This window comes from Halopseudomonas laoshanensis, from assembly GCF_008365385.1.
In the GTDB taxonomy this organism is placed as follows: domain Bacteria; phylum Pseudomonadota; class Gammaproteobacteria; order Pseudomonadales; family Pseudomonadaceae; genus Halopseudomonas; species Halopseudomonas laoshanensis.
The window spans coordinates 550261-568140 of the sequence record NZ_QOVF01000002.1 but is presented as its reverse complement, the minus strand read 5'-3'; the positions used below and the strand labels follow the sequence as shown (position 1 = coordinate 568140).

The following is a 17880-nucleotide window of genomic DNA, read 5'->3' as shown; positions in this document are numbered from 1 at the left end:
GCGAACATGAATGCATCATGGTCTTTGCTTCTTGGCTTTTGTAAGATGTTGGGTTCCTCGCCTCAGGGCAGCGCTGTTTTGGGAGTCTTCTGTGCTCGACAATGTACGTGTGGTTCTGGTCAATACCAGTCATCCCGGTAATATCGGTGGCGCAGCGCGGGCCATGAAAAATATGGGTGTCAGCCAGTTGGTACTGGTTGATCCGCGACGTTTCCCTGACCAGCAGGCCAGTGCCCGGGCTGCCGGCGCTGATGATATTTTGCAGAATGCTCGAGTGGTCGCCACGCTGGAAGAGGCGTTGGCTGACTGCGTGCTGGTATTGGGTACCAGCGCGCGAGACCGGCGCATACCCTGGCCGGTGGTCGATCCACGCGAAGCCGCCGACAAGGTGCTCGACCAGCTCGCTGAGTTGCCTGATTGCCAGGTGGCCCTGGTATTTGGTCGCGAAGACGCCGGCCTGACCAGCGAGGAGTTGCAGCGCTGCCAGTTTCACGTGCATATCCCGTCCAATCCGGATTTCAGTTCACTGAACCTTGGCGCGGCGGTGCAGGTGCTCAGCTATGAGCTGCGCATGCAGAGCTTGCAACGCCAGGGTCAGCCAACCAGCAAGCAAAAGGTCGAAACGGCCAATAGCCAGAACGAAATGCCTGTCACCGGCGATGAGATGGAACAGTATTTTGTACATTTGCAGCAGGTGCTGGTTGAAATCGACTTCCTTGACCCTCAACAACCAAGACACCTGATGCCGCGGTTGCGTCGCCTTTACGGGCGCATGGGCATCAACCGTATGGAAATGAATATCCTGCGCGGTATCCTGACCCAAACCCAGAAAGCCATCGGTATGAAATCAGCCGGTGAGCGGAGACGTTAAGCATGATCAAGCGCATGAAGGAAGATATCGCCAGCGTATTTCACCGGGACCCGGCTGCGCGCTCGACGCTGGAAGTGCTGTTCTGCTATCCGGGGCTGCACGCGATCTGGCTGCATCGTCTGGCACACTGGTTATGGCAGCGCAATGCCCGGCTGGTAGCGCGTATGGTGTCGAATTTCGCGCGCTGGGCTACGGGTATCGAAATTCACCCGGGAGCACGTCTGGGGCGGCGATTCTTTATCGATCACGGCATGGGCGTGGTCATCGGCGAAACGGCTGAGATAGGCGATGATGTGACGTTGTATCAGGGCGTGACCCTGGGTGGCACCAGTTGGGATAAGGGTAAGCGCCATCCGACTCTGGAAGATGGCGTCGTGGTGGGTGCTGGGGCCAAGGTGCTTGGGCCTTTTATCGTAGGCGCCGGGGCCAAGATTGGCTCCAACGCGGTGGTCACCAAGGCGGTGCCGCCTGGTGCTACTGCGGTGGGTATCCCGGGGCGCATTATTCTCAAGGAGGCCGATCGCTCTGCGGATGATCAATGTGCCAAGCGTCAGGCGATGGCCGAGAAGCTTGGCTTTGATGCATACGGTGTGACCCGGGATATGCCGGACCCGGTCGCCCGCGCGATTGGCCAGATGCTCGATCATCTGCATGCGGTGGATGGCCGGCTTGAGGGTATGTGCAGCGCGTTGAGTGAATTGGGCAGCGATTATTGCGCCAAGGATTTGCCAGCGCTGGATGCGGACGATTTCGAATTGCTCAAGACCGATGTGGCGGCCACCAAAACCCCGGCCGAATCCACGGACGCCGATCAGGGCGCCGGACGCTGAGGTATTTGCCATGATGCAGCCGATATATCTGGATTACGCCGCCACTACACCGGTCGACCCCAAGGTCGCGGAGAAGATGGTCGCCTGTCTGACGCTGGACGGTAATTTTGCCAACCCGGCGTCACGTTCCCACGTATACGGTTGGCGGGCAGAGGAAGCGGTTGAGAATGCCCGCCGCCAGGTAGCTGATCTGGTCGGCGCCGATCCGCGCGAGATCATCTGGACCTCCGGCGCGACCGAGTCGGACAACCTGGCGATCAAGGGTGTTGCCCATGCGCGGGCTGCCCGTGGCCGGCACATCATTACCTCGCAAATTGAACACAAAGCGGTACTCGATAGCTGCCATCAGCTGGAGCGCGAAGGCTTCGAGGTGACCTATCTGAAACCCGGTGCTGACGGTCTGATCACGCCTGAGCAACTGCGCGCTGCGCTGCGTGAAGACACCGTGCTGGTGTCGCTGATGCACGTCAACAATGAAGTTGGCACCATCAACGATATTGCTGCGCTGGGCGCGGTGGCACATGCCGGCGGCGCTCTGATGCATGTAGACGCAGCGCAATCGACCGGCAAGTTGCCGATCGACCTGCGCAACCTGCCGGTGGATCTGATGTCGTTCTGTGCGCACAAGACCTACGGCCCCAAGGGTATCGGGGCACTCTTTGTGCGTCGCGACCCGCAGCTCAAGCTAGAAGCGCTGATTCACGGCGGTGGGCATGAGCGCGGCATGCGTTCGGGTACGCTGGCGACGCACCAGATTGTCGGTATGGGTGAATCCTTTGCGCTGGCCGCGCAATTGATGGAGGCAGACAATCAGCGCATTGCGCAGTTGCGTGATCGGCTTCTGGCGGGGCTGGCGGAGCTGCCGGATGTCAGTCTCAACGGTAGCGCCGAGCAACGTGTCCCGCACAATCTTAATCTGGCGTTCGCCGGGGTGGATGGCGAGCTGCTACTGTTGGCGCTCAAGGATCTGGCGTTGTCTTCCGGTTCCGCCTGCAATTCTGCTTCGGTAGAGCCTTCCTTCGTATTGCGCGCGATGGGCGTCCCGGATCCGTTGGCGCACAGTTCGCTGAGGTTGTCGTTGGGTCGCTTCAGCACCCAGGACGACATTGATCAGGCAGCGACCATGCTGTGCCAGGTGGTTACCCGTCTGCGTCAGGCGGCCTGAACCCGGGCGCGGATGCCCTGGACCAGGCTTTTCCGTAGCCTGTTATGTATTTGCAACTAACCTGCGTATAATCCGCAGGTTAACAATTCCTTTTTAAACCCTGAATCCACCCCCTGATTTTTCTGGAGAGTTTTTTATGGCTGTAGAACGTACTCTGTCCATCATCAAGCCTGACGCCGTTGCCAAGAACGTTGTCGGCCAAATTATCGGCCGTTTCGAGAAAGCTGGTCTGAGCGTCATCGCTGCGAAAATGGTTCAGCTGTCCCAGTCCGACGCTGAAGGCTTCTACGCCGAGCACAGCGCACGTCCTTTCTTCAAGGATCTGGTCAGCTTCATGACTTCCGGTCCGGTTGTTGTGCAGGTGCTGGAAGGCGAAGGCGCTGTATTGAAAAACCGTGAGCTGATGGGCGCTACCAACCCCAAGGAAGCTGAAGCCGGTACTATCCGCGCCGATTTCGCTGAATCCATCGACGCCAACGCAGTACACGGTTCAGACTCCACCACTTCCGCTGCCCGCGAAGTGGCCTACTTCTTTGCTGAAACCGAGCTGTGCCCCCGCGCCTGATCTGTTTCTCGCCACCAACCAAGTGATGTGACCGCCATGACCAATGCAACCGGCAAGATCAATCTGCTGGGACTGACACAGCCGAAAATGGAAGCCTTCTTCGAAAGCCTTGGAGAAAAGCGCTTCCGTGCCGGACAGGTCATGAAATGGATCCATCACTTTGGTGTCGACCGCTTTGAAGATATGACCAATGTCGGCAAGGTGTTGCGCGAAAAGCTCGACGCCTGTGCCGAGATTCGGCCGCCGGAAGTGGTCAGTGAAGATATTTCCAAGGATGGCACCCGCAAGTGGGTGATACGTGTTGCCTCTGGCAGTTGTGTAGAAACGGTTTATATTCCGCAGAATGGCCGCGGTACGCTGTGCGTATCCTCTCAGGCTGGCTGCGCGCTGGATTGCAGTTTCTGCTCTACCGGCAAACAAGGTTTCAATAGCGATCTGACCGTAGCCGAAATCATTGGCCAGGTCTGGGTCGCCAACAAGTCTTTTGGCACTATCCCAGCCAAGTCCGACCGTGCCATTACCAACGTGGTAATGATGGGTATGGGTGAGCCGCTGTTGAATTTCGATAACGTCGTGGATTCCATGCTGTTGATGATGGACGACCTGGGCTATGGGATCTCCAAGCGCAAGGTCACGCTGTCGACCTCTGGCGTGGTGCCGATGATCGAAAAGCTCGGCGAAATCACCGACGTGGCTTTGGCCCTGTCGCTGCATGCGCCGAATAACGAGCTGCGCAATCAGTTGGTGCCGATCAACAAGAAGTACCCGCTGGAAGTCCTGCTGCCTGCCTGCAATCGCTATATCGCGCGTTTGGGTGACAAGCGGGTGTTGACGATCGAGTACACCATGCTCAAGGACGTCAATGATCAGCCTGAGCAGGCCAACGAGATGATCGAGCTACTGCGCAATACGCCGTGCAAGATCAACCTGATTCCGTTTAACCCCTTTCCGCATTCGGGCTACGAGCGGCCCAGTAACAACAGTATCCGCCGCTTCCAGGACATGCTGCACAAGGCGGGCTATCAGGTGACCGTGCGCACCACTCGCGGGGAAGACATCGATGCCGCTTGCGGCCAGTTGGTCGGCCAGGTCATGGACCGCACTCGCCGCAGCGAGCGTTATATCGCCCTACGAGAGCTGAGCGCTGACGAACCTGTCACAGTGCAGCCATCTGTTTCAGAACGATAAGTATCCAAACGGGGATCGATTGTGATGAGAAGAACCAATCTGGCAGTGACACTTTTGCTCGGCCTGGTGCTGAGTGGCTGTGTTACTACATCGGACCAGCCGCAGCGCGCTAAGGATCCGGACGCCGCCAGAGACGCTTATATCCAGTTGGGTTTGGGTTACCTGCAGCAAGGTGAAACCGAGAGCGCCAAGGCGCCGTTAAGCGAAGCATTAAAGATTGATCCGGGTTCTGCGTCGGCCAACATTGCCCTGGCAATGGTATTTCAGCGCGAAGGCGAATATGAATCGGCCGACAAGCACTTTCGAGCTGCGCAAGCCAGCGATCCGAACAACCCGCGGATTCTGAACAACTATGGTGTGTTTTTGCTCAATCAGGAACGCTACCCGGAAGCGCTGGAGGCATTCCAGAAAGCGGCGCAGGATAACTTCTACGGCGAACGCTCACGGGTGTTTGAAAACTTGGGCCTTACCTATGCTCGTATGGGGCAGGTAGAGGAGGCCAAGAGCAGCTTTGAGCGCGCGCTCCGGCTGAACAGTCGTCAGCCGCTGGCCTTGCTGGAAATGGCCAAGATCGAATTTACCGCGCAGAACTATGTGCCGGCCTGGGAGTATTATCGGAACTTTACCGAATATTCCGGGCAGGATGCCGAAAGCCTGTGGCTGGGCGTGCGCTTGGCTCGGCGCTTTGAAGATCACAATCGTGCAGCCAGTTATGCCCTGCAATTACGTCGACTTTACCCGGCCAGTGCGCAAGCGCAGGCTCTCGAGGCTTCAGAATAGTTATGACTATAGAAGAGCGTGACACCTTGGTGGAACTGCTCCCCGAGCAGAGCAAACAGAATCCCGGCGCCACACTGCGTGACCAGCGTGAGAAACAAGGTCTGAGCACTGCGGCGGCGGCGGCCACTCTGCGTTTGCCGGAAAAGATCCTGCTGCATCTGGAGGCAGGTCGGTTTGATCAGTTGCCGGGCGATACCTTTGCCCGCGGCTACGTGCGCAGCTATGCGAGCATGCTGGGCCTGGACCCCAATCGTCTGGTGCTTGAGTACGACAGCTACGTGGGTGTAGTGGTGCGTGAGCGGAGCGTCAGTGGTATCGACAAGCTGACCCCGCCGGGCAAAACCGGGCACATGCTGGTCACCTGGTCATCGGTGATTATCGCGTTGATCATTCTCGCCTCGGTGCTGGTGTGGTGGTATGACAGCCGGCCGGTGCAGACTCCAGCAGAAGAAGTGACCGGCGCCGAGCCGTTGATTGACGAGGTAGAAGTTGATGCGCTGGCTCTGCCGGTCAGCATGGAAGAAGACATGCAATTGCAGGCTGAAGCGACTGCGAATAATGACCAAGCACCACTAGATGCGCCGTTGGAAGATGAACTGAGTGGCGCTGAAACGCCGGCCGAGCAGGTGCCTCAGGGCACCGAGGGCGAACAGCCCGTGGCGCCGGCTTCCGAGCCGGCTGTTACGGAGGCCAGCGAGCCAGTCGCGGCATCCGCGGCTGATACTGAAACAGCCACAGGCGCTTTGCAGATGCGCTTTACCGGTAACTGCTGGTTGCAGGTAACGGCGGTGGGTGGTCAGGTGTTGCACAGCAGCCTGATGCAGGCGGGGCAGGCGTTGAATATCGATCATGATGGTCCGGTAGATGTGGTCATCGGCGCCGTGGAAACGGTCGCGCAAATTGTTTTCCGGGGTGAACCGGTGAATATGCAGTCCTACAGCCAGTCGGGCGTGGTCCGGCTGCGTCTGGGCCAGTAAGGGGTAAATCAGCATGCATCAGGAATCTCCCATCAAGCGGCGTATTTCCCGGCAGATTCGCGTCGGCTCGGTGCTGGTAGGCGGCGATGCGCCGATCTCCGTGCAGAGCATGACCAATACCGAAACCTGCGACGTGGCTGCCACTGTCGGACAGATCAACCAGCTGCAGGCGGTAGGCGCGGACATCGTACGGGTGTCGGTACCCAGCATGGAGGCTGCCGAGGCTTTCGGCGAGATCCGCAAGCTCGTGACCCTGCCGCTGGTGGCGGACATCCATTTTGACTACAAGATTGCCCTGCGGGTGGCTGATCTGGGGGTTGATTGCCTGCGCATCAACCCCGGCAATATTGGCCGTGAAGACCGTGTGCGCGCGGTAGTGGATGCCGCGCGGCATAATGGCATCCCGATCCGTATTGGTGTGAACGCCGGGTCGCTGGAAAAAGATCTGCAGAAAAAATACGGAGAGCCCACCCCCCAGGCGCTGGTAGATTCGGCGCTACGGCATGTGGATTATCTGGATAAACTGGACTTCCAGGACTTCAAGGTCAGCGTCAAAGCCTCCGACGTGTTCATGGCCGTAGGGGCTTACCGGCTGCTGGCGGCGCAGATCGAGCAGCCGCTGCATCTGGGTATTACCGAAGCCGGTGCGCTGCGTTCGGGTACGGTCAAGTCCGCAGTTGGTCTGGGCATGTTGCTGGCTGAAGGCATTGGCGACACCATTCGCATTTCACTGGCGGCAGACCCGGTGGAAGAGATCAAGGTGGGTTTCGATCTGCTCAAGTCGCTGCACTTGCGTTCGCGGGGCATCAATTTCATTGCTTGCCCCAGTTGCTCACGGCAGAACTTCGACGTGATCAAGACCATGAACGAACTCGAGGCGCGCCTGGAAGATGTGGTCGTGCCCCTGGATGTAGCGGTCATCGGCTGTGTGGTCAACGGCCCCGGCGAAGCCAAAGAGGCCGATATCGGCCTGACCGGCGGTTCGCCAAATAATTTGCTCTATGTCGGTGGCGTCCCGGACCAGAAAGTGGACAATGCCCACTTGGTCGATACGCTGGAAAAAATGATTCGTGACAAGATTGCTGCCAAGCAGGCGCTGGAAGCCAATACCATCGCCCGTGGTTGATAAAGGAAAGACGCTTTGAAGAACTTGCAAGCCGTGCGCGGCATGAATGACATACTGCCCGCCGACACCGCCCTTTGGCAGTATTTCGAGCGCAGCGTAGCGCAGTTACTGGGCAGCTACGGTTATCAGCAAATCCGCTTGCCGATTGTCGAGTCGACTGAGCTGTTCAAACGCACCATCGGTGAAGTGACGGATATCGTCGAAAAAGAGATGTACACCTTTGACGACCGCAACGGCGACTCCCTGACACTGCGGCCTGAAGGCACCGCTGGCTGTGTGCGAGCGATGCTCGAGCACGGTCTGCTGGGCGGTGGCGTGAGCCACAAGGTCTGGTACAACGGCCCGATGTTCCGTCACGAGCGGCCGCAGAAAGGGCGTTATCGCCAGTTCAACCAGATCGGCGTTGAAACCTTCAATCTGAGTGGGCCGGATATAGACGCCGAGTTGATTTTACTCAGTTGGCGGCTGTGGAAACTGCTGGGCCTGCAAGATGTTGTCAGTCTTCAGCTCAACAGCCTGGGTAGTAGTGCCGACCGTGCTCGCTATCGGGAGGCGCTGGTCAGCTATCTGCGCGAGCGCTATGACCAGTTGGACGAGGATAGCCAGCGCCGGTTGGAAACCAACCCGCTGCGCGTGCTCGACAGCAAGAATCAGACTACCCAGGCGCTGTTGAGCGACGCGCCAAAGCTGGCCGACTATCTGAATGATGAGGCCCGCGAGCATTTTGCGGGCCTGTGCGCGTTGCTGGATGCGGCCGGCTTACCCTATGAGATCAATCCGCGGCTGGTGCGCGGGCTGGACTACTACGGCCTGACAGTGTTCGAATGGGTGACTGATCAGTTGGGGTCGCAGGGCACGGTATGTGCTGGCGGGCGTTATGACGGTCTGGTTGAGCAATTGGGCGGCAAGCCGGCCCCGGCAGTCGGGTTCGCGATGGGCATCGAGCGCTTGCTGTTGTTGATCCAGACGCTGGATAAAGTGCCCGCTGAACTGGCCAGACAGGTTGATGTCTATCTCGTGACCCTGGGCGCCGGGGCTGACAAGGCCGGCTTCCGCTTGGCGGAACAACTGCGTGATGCGTTACCCGGCATGCGGCTGGTGGTGCACTGCGGTGGTGGTAGCTTCAAGAGCCAGTTCAAGAAAGCCGATAAGTCAGGCGCGTTGTTCGCGTTGATCCTCGGCGAAGATGAAATTGCCGCTCAGCGGGTGGGTATAAAGCCGTTGCGCGTGGAAGGTGAGCAGGAAAATATAGCCTGGCAAGATGTGCCGGCACGTCTAAAACAATTGTTGTAAGCGGTCCAGTACCGTTTTGCGCAGGTAAGGAGACAAGGGTGAGTTACCAGACAGAAGAAGAACAGGTAGAGAAGATCAAGGAGCTCTGGAACCGCCACGGTATCCCGCTGCTTACCGGTGTGGTTATCGCTCTGGCCGGGGTATTCGGCTGGCAGGGTTGGACCAATTATCAAGATACCAAGGCTGCCAATGCCTCGGCCTTGTATCAGAACATGCTGGAAACGGTTATGGCGGGCGAAGGCGAAGAGGCGCGAGCCCGCAGTGCCGAACTGGCCGAGCAGATTCGCAGCGAGTATGCCGGTACCCGCTACGCCCAGTTTGCCGGGCTGATGCAGGCCAAGATGGCAGTGGAAGCTGGCGACATGAGCGGTGCCGAGGAGGTTCTGCGCGAGGTGGCCGATGAAGCCGGCGACGAGACGCTGCAGGAAGTGGCCCGTCAGCGCCTGGCCCGTGTGTTGGCCGACCAGGAGCGAGCTGAAGAAGGTTTGGAGCTTTTTTCCGGTGAAGTGAACGGTGCCTTGCTGGCTGGGCGTGAAGAAGTTCGCGGTGATCTGTTGTTGGGCCTGGGACGTGTTGATGAAGCGCGTGCGGCTTATACAGCAGCCATGGAGGCGATCGAAGATCCACGTGATCGTCCGCAATTACAGTTGAAGCTCGATGATCTGGCGGAGGAAGCCTAGTGAACCTGAAGTTCCGATATCTTGCCATAGGCCTTGCCGCAGCACTGGCAGTTGGCTGCAGTAGCTCCGGCAAGAAAGAGTTGCCCCCCGCTGAGTTGGAAGACTTTACCGCCGAGCAGGAGCTGGAACGCAGCTGGGAGCGTAATATTGGCGTGGGCCAGGGCAAGCTCTTTACCCACCTCAGCCCGGTTATCGACGGGTTGACGCTGTATGCCGCAGACGCCAAAGGCCGTGTGGTCTCGATGGACCGCGACACCGGTGAAGTGAACTGGCAGGTCAAGCTGGACGAACGGCTCTCGGGCGCAGTCGGCGCGGGTGGTGGCCGGGTCATGCTCGGGACTCTGGATGGCGAAGTGATCGTGCTCGCCGAAGCCGATGGTGAAGAACTCTGGCGCGCCCAGGTGTCCAGTGAAGTACTGGCGCCGCCGCAAACCAATGGCGACGTGGTGGTTGTACAAACCCAGGACGACAAGCTGACTGCGCTGGACATCAGTTCCGGCGAGCAACGCTGGATCTACGAATCCAGCTTGCCGGTACTGACCGTGCGCGGGCATAGCACCCCTGTTGTCAATTTGCGCCGGGTGTATGCCGGCTTGGCCAGTGGCCGTGTGGTCGCTCTGGCTGCCGATACCGGCTTGCCCCTCTGGGAAGAGCTTGTGGCGCAGCCTCAGGGCCGCTCCGAACTTGAGCGCATGGTGGATATCGATGGCGACTTGCTGCTTCAGGATGATGTGCTCTATGTCGTGAGCTTCCAGGGCGTCATGGCTGCGCTGAATGCCGAAACCGGCAGTCAGTTATGGCAGTACCCGGCATCCAGTCATGCCGGCATTGCCGAAGGTTTTGGCAGCCTGTATGTGACCCATGCCGATGGCAAGATTGAAGCCGTCGACCGCAACCGCGCTGAGCCCTTGTGGACCAACGAAGATTTGCTGCGGCGTAATCTGACGGCGCCAGTCGCTTTCAGCAGCTTCGTCGCGGTGGCTGACTTCGAAGGCTATGTGCACCTGCTCGCACAAACCGATGGCAGGCTGGTCGCACGCAAGCGAGTAGACAGCAAGGGTGTCCGGGCGGCACCGATTGTTATTGGCGATACGCTCTATGTATACGGCAACAGCGGCGATCTGGTAGCCCTGAAGCTGGAATAAAGTAAAAACGCTATACTGTTTCGGCCGCTGCCCGACTTATCTGGCGCAGCGGCCTTTTTGTTTATTGCGCGGTGATCCGTGCGCGGAGTGATCATGGTTCCTGTTATTGCCCTGGTGGGTCGGCCGAACGTCGGCAAATCCACTCTTTTCAATCGTCTGACCAAAAGTCGTGACGCGATTGTGGCCGACGTGGCCGGCCTGACCCGTGACCGGCAATACGGTGAGGCGAGATGGCAGGGCAAGCCCTATATTCTGGTCGACACCGGCGGTATCACCGGTGAAGAAAGCGGCATCGACATGGAAATGGCCGGACAGTCATTACAGGCGATCGAAGAAGCCGATGCGGTGCTGTTTCTGGTCGATTCGCAAGCGGGCAGAACCGGCGGCGATGAACTGATTGCCGAGCATCTGCGCAAGCGCAACAAGCATACCTATCTGATCGCCAACAAGATTGACGGCTCGGATCCGGATTCGATACTCGGTGAGTTCTCCGCGCTGGGTTTGGGAGCGCCTATTGGTATTGCTGCTTCTCACGGCCGCAACATCAATCCGATGCTTGAGCAGGTCATGGGTGAGCACGGTATTGCCGCGCTGATGGCCGAGCGGGCAGTCGAGGGCGAGGATACCCAGGGTCGCCGCATCGTTGAAGCCATCGGCACCAAGATTGCGGTCATCGGTCGTCCCAATGTGGGCAAGTCGACGCTGGTCAATCGCATGCTGGGTGAAGACCGCGTCATCGTCTTCGATCAGGCCGGTACCACGCGTGACAGTATCTATATTCCCTACGAGCGTCATGAGAAGCCCTACACCTTGATCGATACCGCCGGTGTTCGGCGTCGGGGCAAGGTGTTCGAGGCGGTTGAAAAGTTTTCGGTGGTCAAGACCCTGCAAGCAATCCAGGATGCCAACGTGGTGATCTTCGTGGTCGATGCCCGCGACGGGATTGTCGATCAGGATCTGCACCTGCTGGGCTTCGCGCTGGAAGCTGGACGGGCGCTGGTGATCGCGGTTAACAAGTGGGACGGGATGGACGAGCGCGAGAAGGACTACGTCAAGATCGAGCTCAAGCGTCGCCTGTTCTTTGCTGATTTCGCCGATCTGCATTTTATTTCTGCATTGCATGGCAGCGGTGTTGGGCTGCTTTACAAGTCGGTCGACAAGGCGTTCGCCAGCGCCATGACCAAGGTGCCGACCAACCGCATGACGCAGATTCTCGAAGATGCCGTCAGCGAGCACCAGCCACCTATGGTCAACGGCCGTCGGATCAAGATGCGCTATGCGCACCTGGGTGGTTCAAACCCGCCGATCATCATCGTGCACGGCAATCAGCTGGAAAAGGTTCCTGGCTCCTATACGCGGTACCTGGAAAATACCTTCCGCAAGGTGCTGAAGTTGTCAGGCACGCCGATCCGGGTCGAGTACAAGTCAGGTGAGAATCCCTATGAGGATCGCAAGAACACGCTGACCGATCGACAGGTCAACAAGAAGCGTCGGTTGATGAGCCACCACAAGACCGCCGAGAAGAAGCGCCGCGACAAGCGCTGATTATGAGGTGTTACGCCGCAAAAAAAGGCTGTCGTGTCATTCACGGCAGCCTTTTTCTTTAGCGGTATCAGCCGTTCAAGGTCGGATAGTCGGTATAGCCGATTTCAGCTCCGCCGTAGAGGGTGGCTGGGTTGATATTGTTCCACTCGGCCCCGGCTTGGATACGTGCCACCAGATCCGGGTTGGCAATGTAGGGCCGGCCGAAGGCGACCACATCAGCCAGACCGGAATCAATCGCTTCGGCTCCACTGCTGGCATCCATTCCGCCGCAAAGAATCAATTGTCCGGTGTATTGCTCACGCAGGGCCTGAAGCAGCTCGTCGAATCCCTCGTAAGTGCCGCCAACCCAGTCAGGCTTGTTGACGTGCAGATATGCCAACTGACGGCTGTTCAGCTCCTTGATCAGGTGGCTGAAAGTCTCTAGCGGGTTCGCGTCATCCACACCGTTGAATGTACCCATCGGCGAGATGCGGATGCCCACCCGGCCGCTGTCGCCTACTGTGCTTACAGCAGCGTCAACTACTTCCAGTACCAGTCGCACGCGATTCTCGACGCTGCCGCCATAGTTATCTGTGCGCTGATTGCTGTCTGAACAGAGAAACTGGTCCAGAAGATAGCCATTGGCAGCATGCACTTCGACGCCGTCAAATCCCGCTTCCATGGCGTTGCGAGTGCCTTGGGCATAAGCCTCGACGATGCCAGGCAGCTCTTCTGTTGGCAGTGCGCGGGGCATTGACGTGGGTGCTTTATGGTGGCTGCCATCGGCTTCCTGCACATAGCACTCGGCTTTGGCCTGGATCGCCGAGGGCGCTACCGGGGCCGCGCCGTTTGGCTGCAGCAAGGTATGGGAGATGCGTCCCACGTGCCATAGCTGCATGAAAATGCGCCCACCCGCCTTGTGCACCGCATCGGTGGTCAGCTTCCAGCCGGCGATCTGCTCGGCACTGTGTACGCCCGGTGTCCAGGCATAGCCCTGGCCTTCGGCGCAGATCTGCGTGGCTTCGCTGATAATCAGGCCGGCGTTGGCGCGTTGAGCGTAGTAGGTGGCGTTCAGTTGGTGCGGAATGTTACCTGGCTGCTGCGCGCGCTGGCGGGTGAGCGGGGCCATGATGACGCGGTTGGGAAGATCCAGAGTGCCCAGGCGTATGGGCTTCAACAATGTGTTGTCAGACATCGACAAATTCCTTAAATGGACGGGCCAGTTTTAAAAAAATCCTGGATTCTGCGCCATTATGGGTGCGACGTGCATTTTCGCAACTCGGTTATGTATCGGATTGTCGCGGGAGCAGGGGCATGGCAGTAGGGACTAGCGCAGGAAGGACGGAGTGTCTTTCCTGCGCTTATGCGGTGGATCAAGCGGCTTGTTGGTCGGCTTGACGTAGAGCTCGGTTCAAGGCGCTGAACAGCGCGCGGAAGCTGGCGGTGGTCAGGTTCTCGTCAATGCCGATGCCGTGCAAGGGTCGGCCATTGTCCAGGCGGATTTCGATATAAGCCGCAGCCTTGGCATTGCTACCTGAGCCGATGGCGTGTTCGTGGTAATCCATGATCTCCACCTTGACCGGCAAACCGGCGACCAAGGCTTCCAGCGGACCTTTGCCAAGACCGCGCCAATGCTGAGTTTCGCCCTCATTCAGCACCTCAACATCCACCGCACTGGTGCCATTCTCTTCCTGCAGCCGATGACGAATCAGCGTATAGGGATCGCTGGCTTGCAGATATTCACGCTCAAGCAGATCGTGGATCTGTTTTGCGCTCATCTCCAGACCCAGCCGGTCGGTTTCGCCCTGAACTACCTGGCTGAACTCGATCTGCATGCGCCGCGGCAGGCTGATGCCGTATTCCTGCTCCAACAGGTAGGCGATGCCGCCCTTGCCAGACTGACTATTGACCCGAATCACCGCCTCGTAGCTGCGGCCGATATCCGCGGGGTCAATCGGCAGGTAAGGCACCTCCCAGAGGGTGTCGCTTTTCTGCTGGGTGAAGCCCTTGCGAATCGCGTCCTGGTGAGAGCCGGAGAAGGCGGTGTGGACCAGATCCCCGACATAGGGGTGACGTGGGTGTACCGGCAGCTGGTTACACTCTTCGACCACCTTGCGCACGGCATCGATATCGGAAAAGTCCAGTTGCGGGTTGATGCCCTGGGTGTACAGATTCAAGGCCAGAGTCACCAGGTCCACGTTACCGGTGCGTTCGCCGTTTCCGAACAGGCAACCTTCGACCCGATCCGCTCCGGCGAGCAGTCCCAGCTCGGTGGCTGCTACGCCGGTGCCGCGATCGTTATGCGTGTGCAAGCTGATCAATACATTGTCGCGACGGCTGATGTGGCGGCCGAACCATTCGATCTGATCGGCGTAATGATTAGGGGTAGCTACTTCTACCGTGGCTGGCAGGTTGAGAATGACCTTGTTGTCTGGCGTTGGTTGCCACACATCCAGTACCGCGTCGCAGACTTCGACGGCAAAATCCAGTTCGGTAGAGGTGAAAATCTCTGGCGAGTACTGGAAGGTCCACTGCGTTTCTGGCTGCTGGGCGGCATGTTCCTTGATCAGCTTGGCGGCATTCACGGCAATATCCACCACGCCTTTCTTGTCCTGGTTGAAGACGATGCGCCGGAAGCTCGGGGCGGTAGCGTTATAAACGTGGACGATGGCTTTCTTGGCGCCGCGTACCGATTCAAAAGTACGGGCGATCAGGTCGGCGCGGGCCTGGGTCAGCACCTGAATGGTGACATCGTCAGGGATGTGGCCTTTTTCGATCAGCGTGCGAACAAAGTCGAAGTCGGTTTGCGATGCCGATGGGAAGGCAACTTCGATCTGTTTGACGCCGATTTTGACCAGAGTCTGGAAAAAGCGCAGTTTGCGTGCGGGATCCATGGGTTCGATCAGCGACTGGTTGCCATCGCGCAGGTCGGAGCTGCACCACACCGGAACCTCGGTAAGGGTCTTTGATGGCCAGGTGCGGTCGGGGATGTCGACCGGCTGAAAGGCTCTGTATTTGCTGGATGGGTCTTTGAGCATGCTCATGCTGAATATCCTGTACTGATCGGCGCCTTGTGAGCGCGTCGGTGCTATAAATAGGGTGTTGTTGCAGCAAAGTTAGTTGTTTGGGTTTTTTATTGCAAGGCTAATTAGAAATTCGCTATTTAGTCGCGAATTATTGAGTTCTTTGGCATGTATGTCGACCGAATTGGGCCGATTTGAGGGTTTTTTGCGCGGATTGCTGTTAGCCGATTGGCGGTGTTATTGCCGCACTCAGCCTGGCAGGGTTCCGAAAGACGCCGTAAATCCATCCCTGGAGGCTTGGAGATAACGTCTCTGTTATCAACACTTTCTCCACCCTGACAGGCTGCATGCTATTTCGGGCTTTGGGGTGAGGCTGGGTTGGCTGTCCCAAACCCTAACCGGACTTAGCCTAGCCGGCCTTAGATAAAACCTTAATGCATGTATGCGCCGATAAAGATGGCCGGGTCGACCCTGGCGTTGTTCAGGCTGACGTTCCAGTGCAGGTGGGGGCCGGTGGCGCGACCGGTGGCGCCGACCTTGCCCAACACTTCGCCCCGGTCCAGTTCATCACCTACCTTCACGCCGATCGATGACAGGTGGCAGAACATGCTGATCAGCCCCTGGCCATGATCGACGAACACGGTTTTACCGTTGAAGAAGTAATCTCCCGTCAGTATCACTTTGCCTTCGGCGGGCGATTTGATCGGAGTGCCGCTGGGCGCGGCGAAATCCAGACCCGAGTGCGGGTTGCGCTCCTCGCCGTTAAAAATCCGCCGCAGGCCAAAGGCGCTGGACAGACGGCCGTCAACCGGGCGGTCGAGCATCAGGTTGCTCGGCTGTCTGGGGCTGAAAGTTTTATAGGCGGCGATTTGCTCGTCCAGTTCGCGCTGAATCCGCTTGAGGTGTGCGGGGTCAGGTGTGACGTGCTGCTGATTCTTCAGGGTGATGCGCTGGGCCGGGTACTCGCGGCTGCCGACCTGGAAGTCGAGCTTCTGGCCATTGTCCAACTCCAGCTGTTCGGTCCCTGGCTTTACCGTTAGCGGGATGCCGGTTATCGCGATCCAGCGCTGGCCATCCTCGCGAATGACCAGTACCGACTGGTCCTGGTAACGCACGCGGGGTGCGCTGTCCTGTTCTGGTAGCTTGACCACAGCTACGCCGCCGGGCACGGGTTTGTTCAACAAGCGAGTAATAAAGCCTTCAGCATGCGCGGGCAGGCTCAGGCAGGCCATTATCAGCAAGGCAAGAAAGGATTTCATCTAAAGGTCAATCCAGCAGCGGAAGGGTGTGGGGTTGGTCGAGGTCATCCTCGACCCTGAGTGCAAGGCGGCCGTCGGCCAGGCGTGCTTCGACGCGTTGCCCGGGTTTTGCGTCGGCGTGGCTGCGCAGTGCGCGGCCCTGTTGATCAAGTAGAATACTGTAGCCGCGGCCCAGCGTCGCCAAAGGGCTAACCAGGTGCAGGGTCTGCCCCAGGTTATCCAGCCGTTGGCGCCGTTGCTGCATGCTCAGCGTCATGGCCCGAGGTAATCGCTGGTCGAACTGGTCCAGCCGTTGACGCAACAGCGCGAGGTGCTTGCCCGGGTGCTGCGCTTGGAGGCGAGCCAACAGGCGCTCATGGCGTTGACCCAGCAGCGTCAGCTGTTGGCGCAGCGCTCGCTTGAGTCGCAACTCGAAATCGTCCAGCCGCTGGGCTTGTTGCGCCAGACGTTCACCTGGATGGCGCAGGCGTCGGCGCAGGCTATCCAGACGCAGTTGTTCGCGAGCCAGACGTTCGCGCATGCGTTGATGCAGATGGCGGTGGGCGCGCTCCACCTGCTGCAGCATCGCCTGCTGGTCAGGGCTGAGCAGCTCAGCCGCTGCGGAGGGTGTGGGTGCGCGCACGTCGGCGACGAAATCGCTGATCGAAACGTCGGTCTCGTGCCCGACCGCGCTGATGGTGGGGGTCTGACACGCAGCCAAGGCCCGGGCGACCATCTCCTCGTTGAACGGCCACAGATCCTCCAGTGAGCCGCCGCCGCGCGCCACTATCAGTGCGTCAAAGCCGGCCCGGTCAGCCTGTTGCAGCGCTTTGACGATCAGCGGTGCTGCCTCACGGCCTTGCACGGGCGTGGGTACGATGACCAGTTCGATAAAGGGCGCGCGGCGACCAAACACGCTGATTATGTCGCGCACCGCCGCGCCGCTGGGTGAGGTGATCACGCCTATGCGCTTGGGATGGGCTGGTAGCGGGCGCTTGCGTTGGGTGGCGAACAGACCCTCATCGGCCAGCTTGGCTTTCAGCGCGTCGAAGGCCTGGCGCAGCGCGCCATCGCCGGCGCTTTCCATGCTGTCGACAATCAGTTGGTAGTCACCACGCCCTTCATACAGGCTGACGCGGCCGCGCACCCGAACCTGCAGGCCGTCACGCATGTCCATGCGCACGCGGCTGGCGTGCTGGCGGAAAAACGCGCAGCGGATCTGCGCTTTACTGTCCTTAAGGCTGAAATACAGGTGCCCGGAGGAAGGCTTGGCCAGATTGGAGAGCTCACCTTCAACCCATATTTGTGGAAAGACATCTTCCAGCAAGCTGCGGGCGCGGGCGTTGAGCTGGCTAACGCTGAGCACGTCGCGCTCGGCTGTCAGGCGTTTAAATAGGGTGTCATCAGTCATGCGCCCATCTTAGCCTGCCTGGCTCTCTCAGAGAATAATTCCGTTGCAGGGTTGATAGCGATTG

The 17880-nt window shown here is 58.8% G+C and carries 16 protein-coding genes; 12 read left to right on the top strand and 4 right to left on the bottom strand.

Translation table 11 applies throughout. The features are described 5' to 3' along the window. The first annotated feature begins 91 nt into the window (after positions 1–91). The 12 genes from DT594_RS09135 to der all read left to right on the top strand — a co-directional run bounded on the left by DT594_RS09135 (position 92) and on the right by der (position 12165). Complete coding sequence (locus DT594_RS09135) at positions 92–871, top strand: RNA methyltransferase (protein WP_096345221.1); 780 nt, start codon at positions 92–94, stop codon at positions 869–871. Positions 872–873: 2 nt separating this feature from the next. Next, positions 874–1701, top strand: coding sequence for a serine O-acetyltransferase (gene cysE, locus DT594_RS09130; protein WP_149332387.1), 828 nt, complete (start codon positions 874–876; stop codon positions 1699–1701). A 10-nt stretch (positions 1702–1711) separates the two neighbouring features. After that, positions 1712–2866: an IscS subfamily cysteine desulfurase gene (locus DT594_RS09125; RefSeq protein ID WP_149332386.1), complete on the top strand. Its 1155-nt coding sequence runs from the start codon at positions 1712–1714 to the stop codon at positions 2864–2866. Positions 2867–3002: 136 nt separating this feature from the next. Next, on the top strand, positions 3003–3431 hold the full coding sequence (gene ndk / locus DT594_RS09120) for a nucleoside-diphosphate kinase (protein WP_096345218.1): 429 nt from the start codon (positions 3003–3005) through the stop codon (positions 3429–3431). A gap of 36 nt (positions 3432–3467) precedes the next feature. Then, a complete protein-coding gene (rlmN, locus tag DT594_RS09115) occupies positions 3468–4619 on the top strand; it encodes a dual-specificity RNA methyltransferase RlmN (protein WP_149332385.1) in 1152 nt (383 codons plus the stop codon). A 24-nt stretch (positions 4620–4643) separates the two neighbouring features. After that, complete coding sequence (gene pilW / locus DT594_RS09110) at positions 4644–5399, top strand: type IV pilus biogenesis/stability protein PilW (RefSeq protein ID WP_149332384.1); 756 nt, start codon at positions 4644–4646, stop codon at positions 5397–5399. Between the two features lie 2 nt (positions 5400–5401). Then, positions 5402–6376: a RodZ domain-containing protein gene (locus DT594_RS09105; RefSeq protein ID WP_149332383.1), complete on the top strand. Its 975-nt coding sequence runs from the start codon at positions 5402–5404 to the stop codon at positions 6374–6376. A 7-nt stretch (positions 6377–6383) separates the two neighbouring features. Beyond that, positions 6384–7502, top strand: coding sequence for a flavodoxin-dependent (E)-4-hydroxy-3-methylbut-2-enyl-diphosphate synthase (gene ispG / locus DT594_RS09100; RefSeq protein ID WP_178091507.1), 1119 nt, complete (start codon positions 6384–6386; stop codon positions 7500–7502). Between the two features lie 15 nt (positions 7503–7517). After that, the gene (gene hisS / locus DT594_RS09095; protein WP_281290892.1) at positions 7518–8795 is read left to right on the top strand and encodes a histidine--tRNA ligase; all 1278 of its coding nucleotides are present in this window, start codon (positions 7518–7520) and stop codon (positions 8793–8795) included. Positions 8796–8833: 38 nt separating this feature from the next. Beyond that, positions 8834–9475 carry a YfgM family protein gene (locus DT594_RS09090; protein WP_096345213.1) on the top strand — a complete coding sequence of 214 codons (642 nt, stop codon included), beginning with the start codon at positions 8834–8836 and terminating at the stop codon, positions 9473–9475. Between the two features lie 5 nt (positions 9476–9480). Continuing rightward, a complete protein-coding gene (gene bamB, locus DT594_RS09085; protein WP_149332658.1) occupies positions 9481–10620 on the top strand; it encodes an outer membrane protein assembly factor BamB in 1140 nt (379 codons plus the stop codon). Positions 10621–10713: 93 nt separating this feature from the next. Beyond that, the gene (der, locus tag DT594_RS09080; RefSeq protein WP_149332381.1) at positions 10714–12165 is read left to right on the top strand and encodes a ribosome biogenesis GTPase Der; all 1452 of its coding nucleotides are present in this window, start codon (positions 10714–10716) and stop codon (positions 12163–12165) included. 67 nt (positions 12166–12232) lie between these two features. On the opposite strand, the gene DT594_RS09075 is transcribed toward der, so the two are convergent. From DT594_RS09075 to xseA, 4 genes are all read right to left on the bottom strand, one after another. Further along, positions 12233–13339 (bottom strand): alkene reductase, encoded by a 1107-nt coding sequence (locus tag DT594_RS09075; protein ID WP_149332380.1) that lies wholly within the window; start codon positions 13337–13339, stop codon positions 12233–12235. 178 nt (positions 13340–13517) lie between these two features. Continuing rightward, complete coding sequence (leuA, locus tag DT594_RS09070) at positions 13518–15188, bottom strand: 2-isopropylmalate synthase (protein WP_149332379.1); 1671 nt, start codon at positions 15186–15188, stop codon at positions 13518–13520. A 410-nt stretch (positions 15189–15598) separates the two neighbouring features. Further along, complete coding sequence (locus DT594_RS09065; RefSeq protein WP_149332378.1) at positions 15599–16426, bottom strand: M23 family metallopeptidase; 828 nt, start codon at positions 16424–16426, stop codon at positions 15599–15601. A gap of 7 nt (positions 16427–16433) precedes the next feature. Further along, complete coding sequence (xseA, locus tag DT594_RS09060; protein ID WP_149332377.1) at positions 16434–17816, bottom strand: exodeoxyribonuclease VII large subunit; 1383 nt, start codon at positions 17814–17816, stop codon at positions 16434–16436. Positions 17817–17880 lie beyond the last annotated feature (64 nt).

Bases quoted from the DNA above. Each gene is read 5' to 3' on its own strand.
- pilW (WP_149332384.1), top strand. From the start codon at position 4,644: ATGAGAAGAACCAATCTGGCAGTGACACTTTTGCTCGGCCTGGTGCTG.
- DT594_RS09075 (WP_149332380.1), bottom strand. From the start codon at position 13,339: ATGTCTGACAACACATTGTTGAAGCCCATACGCCTGGGCACTCTGGAT.
- leuA (WP_149332379.1), bottom strand. From the start codon at position 15,188: ATGAGCATGCTCAAAGACCCATCCAGCAAATACAGAGCCTTTCAGCCG.
- rlmN (WP_149332385.1), top strand. From the start codon at position 3,468: ATGACCAATGCAACCGGCAAGATCAATCTGCTGGGACTGACACAGCCG.
- DT594_RS09105 (WP_149332383.1), top strand. From the start codon at position 5,402: ATGACTATAGAAGAGCGTGACACCTTGGTGGAACTGCTCCCCGAGCAG.
- der (WP_149332381.1), top strand. From the start codon at position 10,714: ATGGTTCCTGTTATTGCCCTGGTGGGTCGGCCGAACGTCGGCAAATCC.
- cysE (WP_149332387.1), top strand. From the start codon at position 874: ATGATCAAGCGCATGAAGGAAGATATCGCCAGCGTATTTCACCGGGAC.
- DT594_RS09125 (WP_149332386.1), top strand. From the start codon at position 1,712: ATGATGCAGCCGATATATCTGGATTACGCCGCCACTACACCGGTCGAC.
- DT594_RS09065 (WP_149332378.1), bottom strand. From the start codon at position 16,426: ATGAAATCCTTTCTTGCCTTGCTGATAATGGCCTGCCTGAGCCTGCCC.
- ndk (WP_096345218.1), top strand. From the start codon at position 3,003: ATGGCTGTAGAACGTACTCTGTCCATCATCAAGCCTGACGCCGTTGCC.
- xseA (WP_149332377.1), bottom strand. From the start codon at position 17,816: ATGACTGATGACACCCTATTTAAACGCCTGACAGCCGAGCGCGACGTG.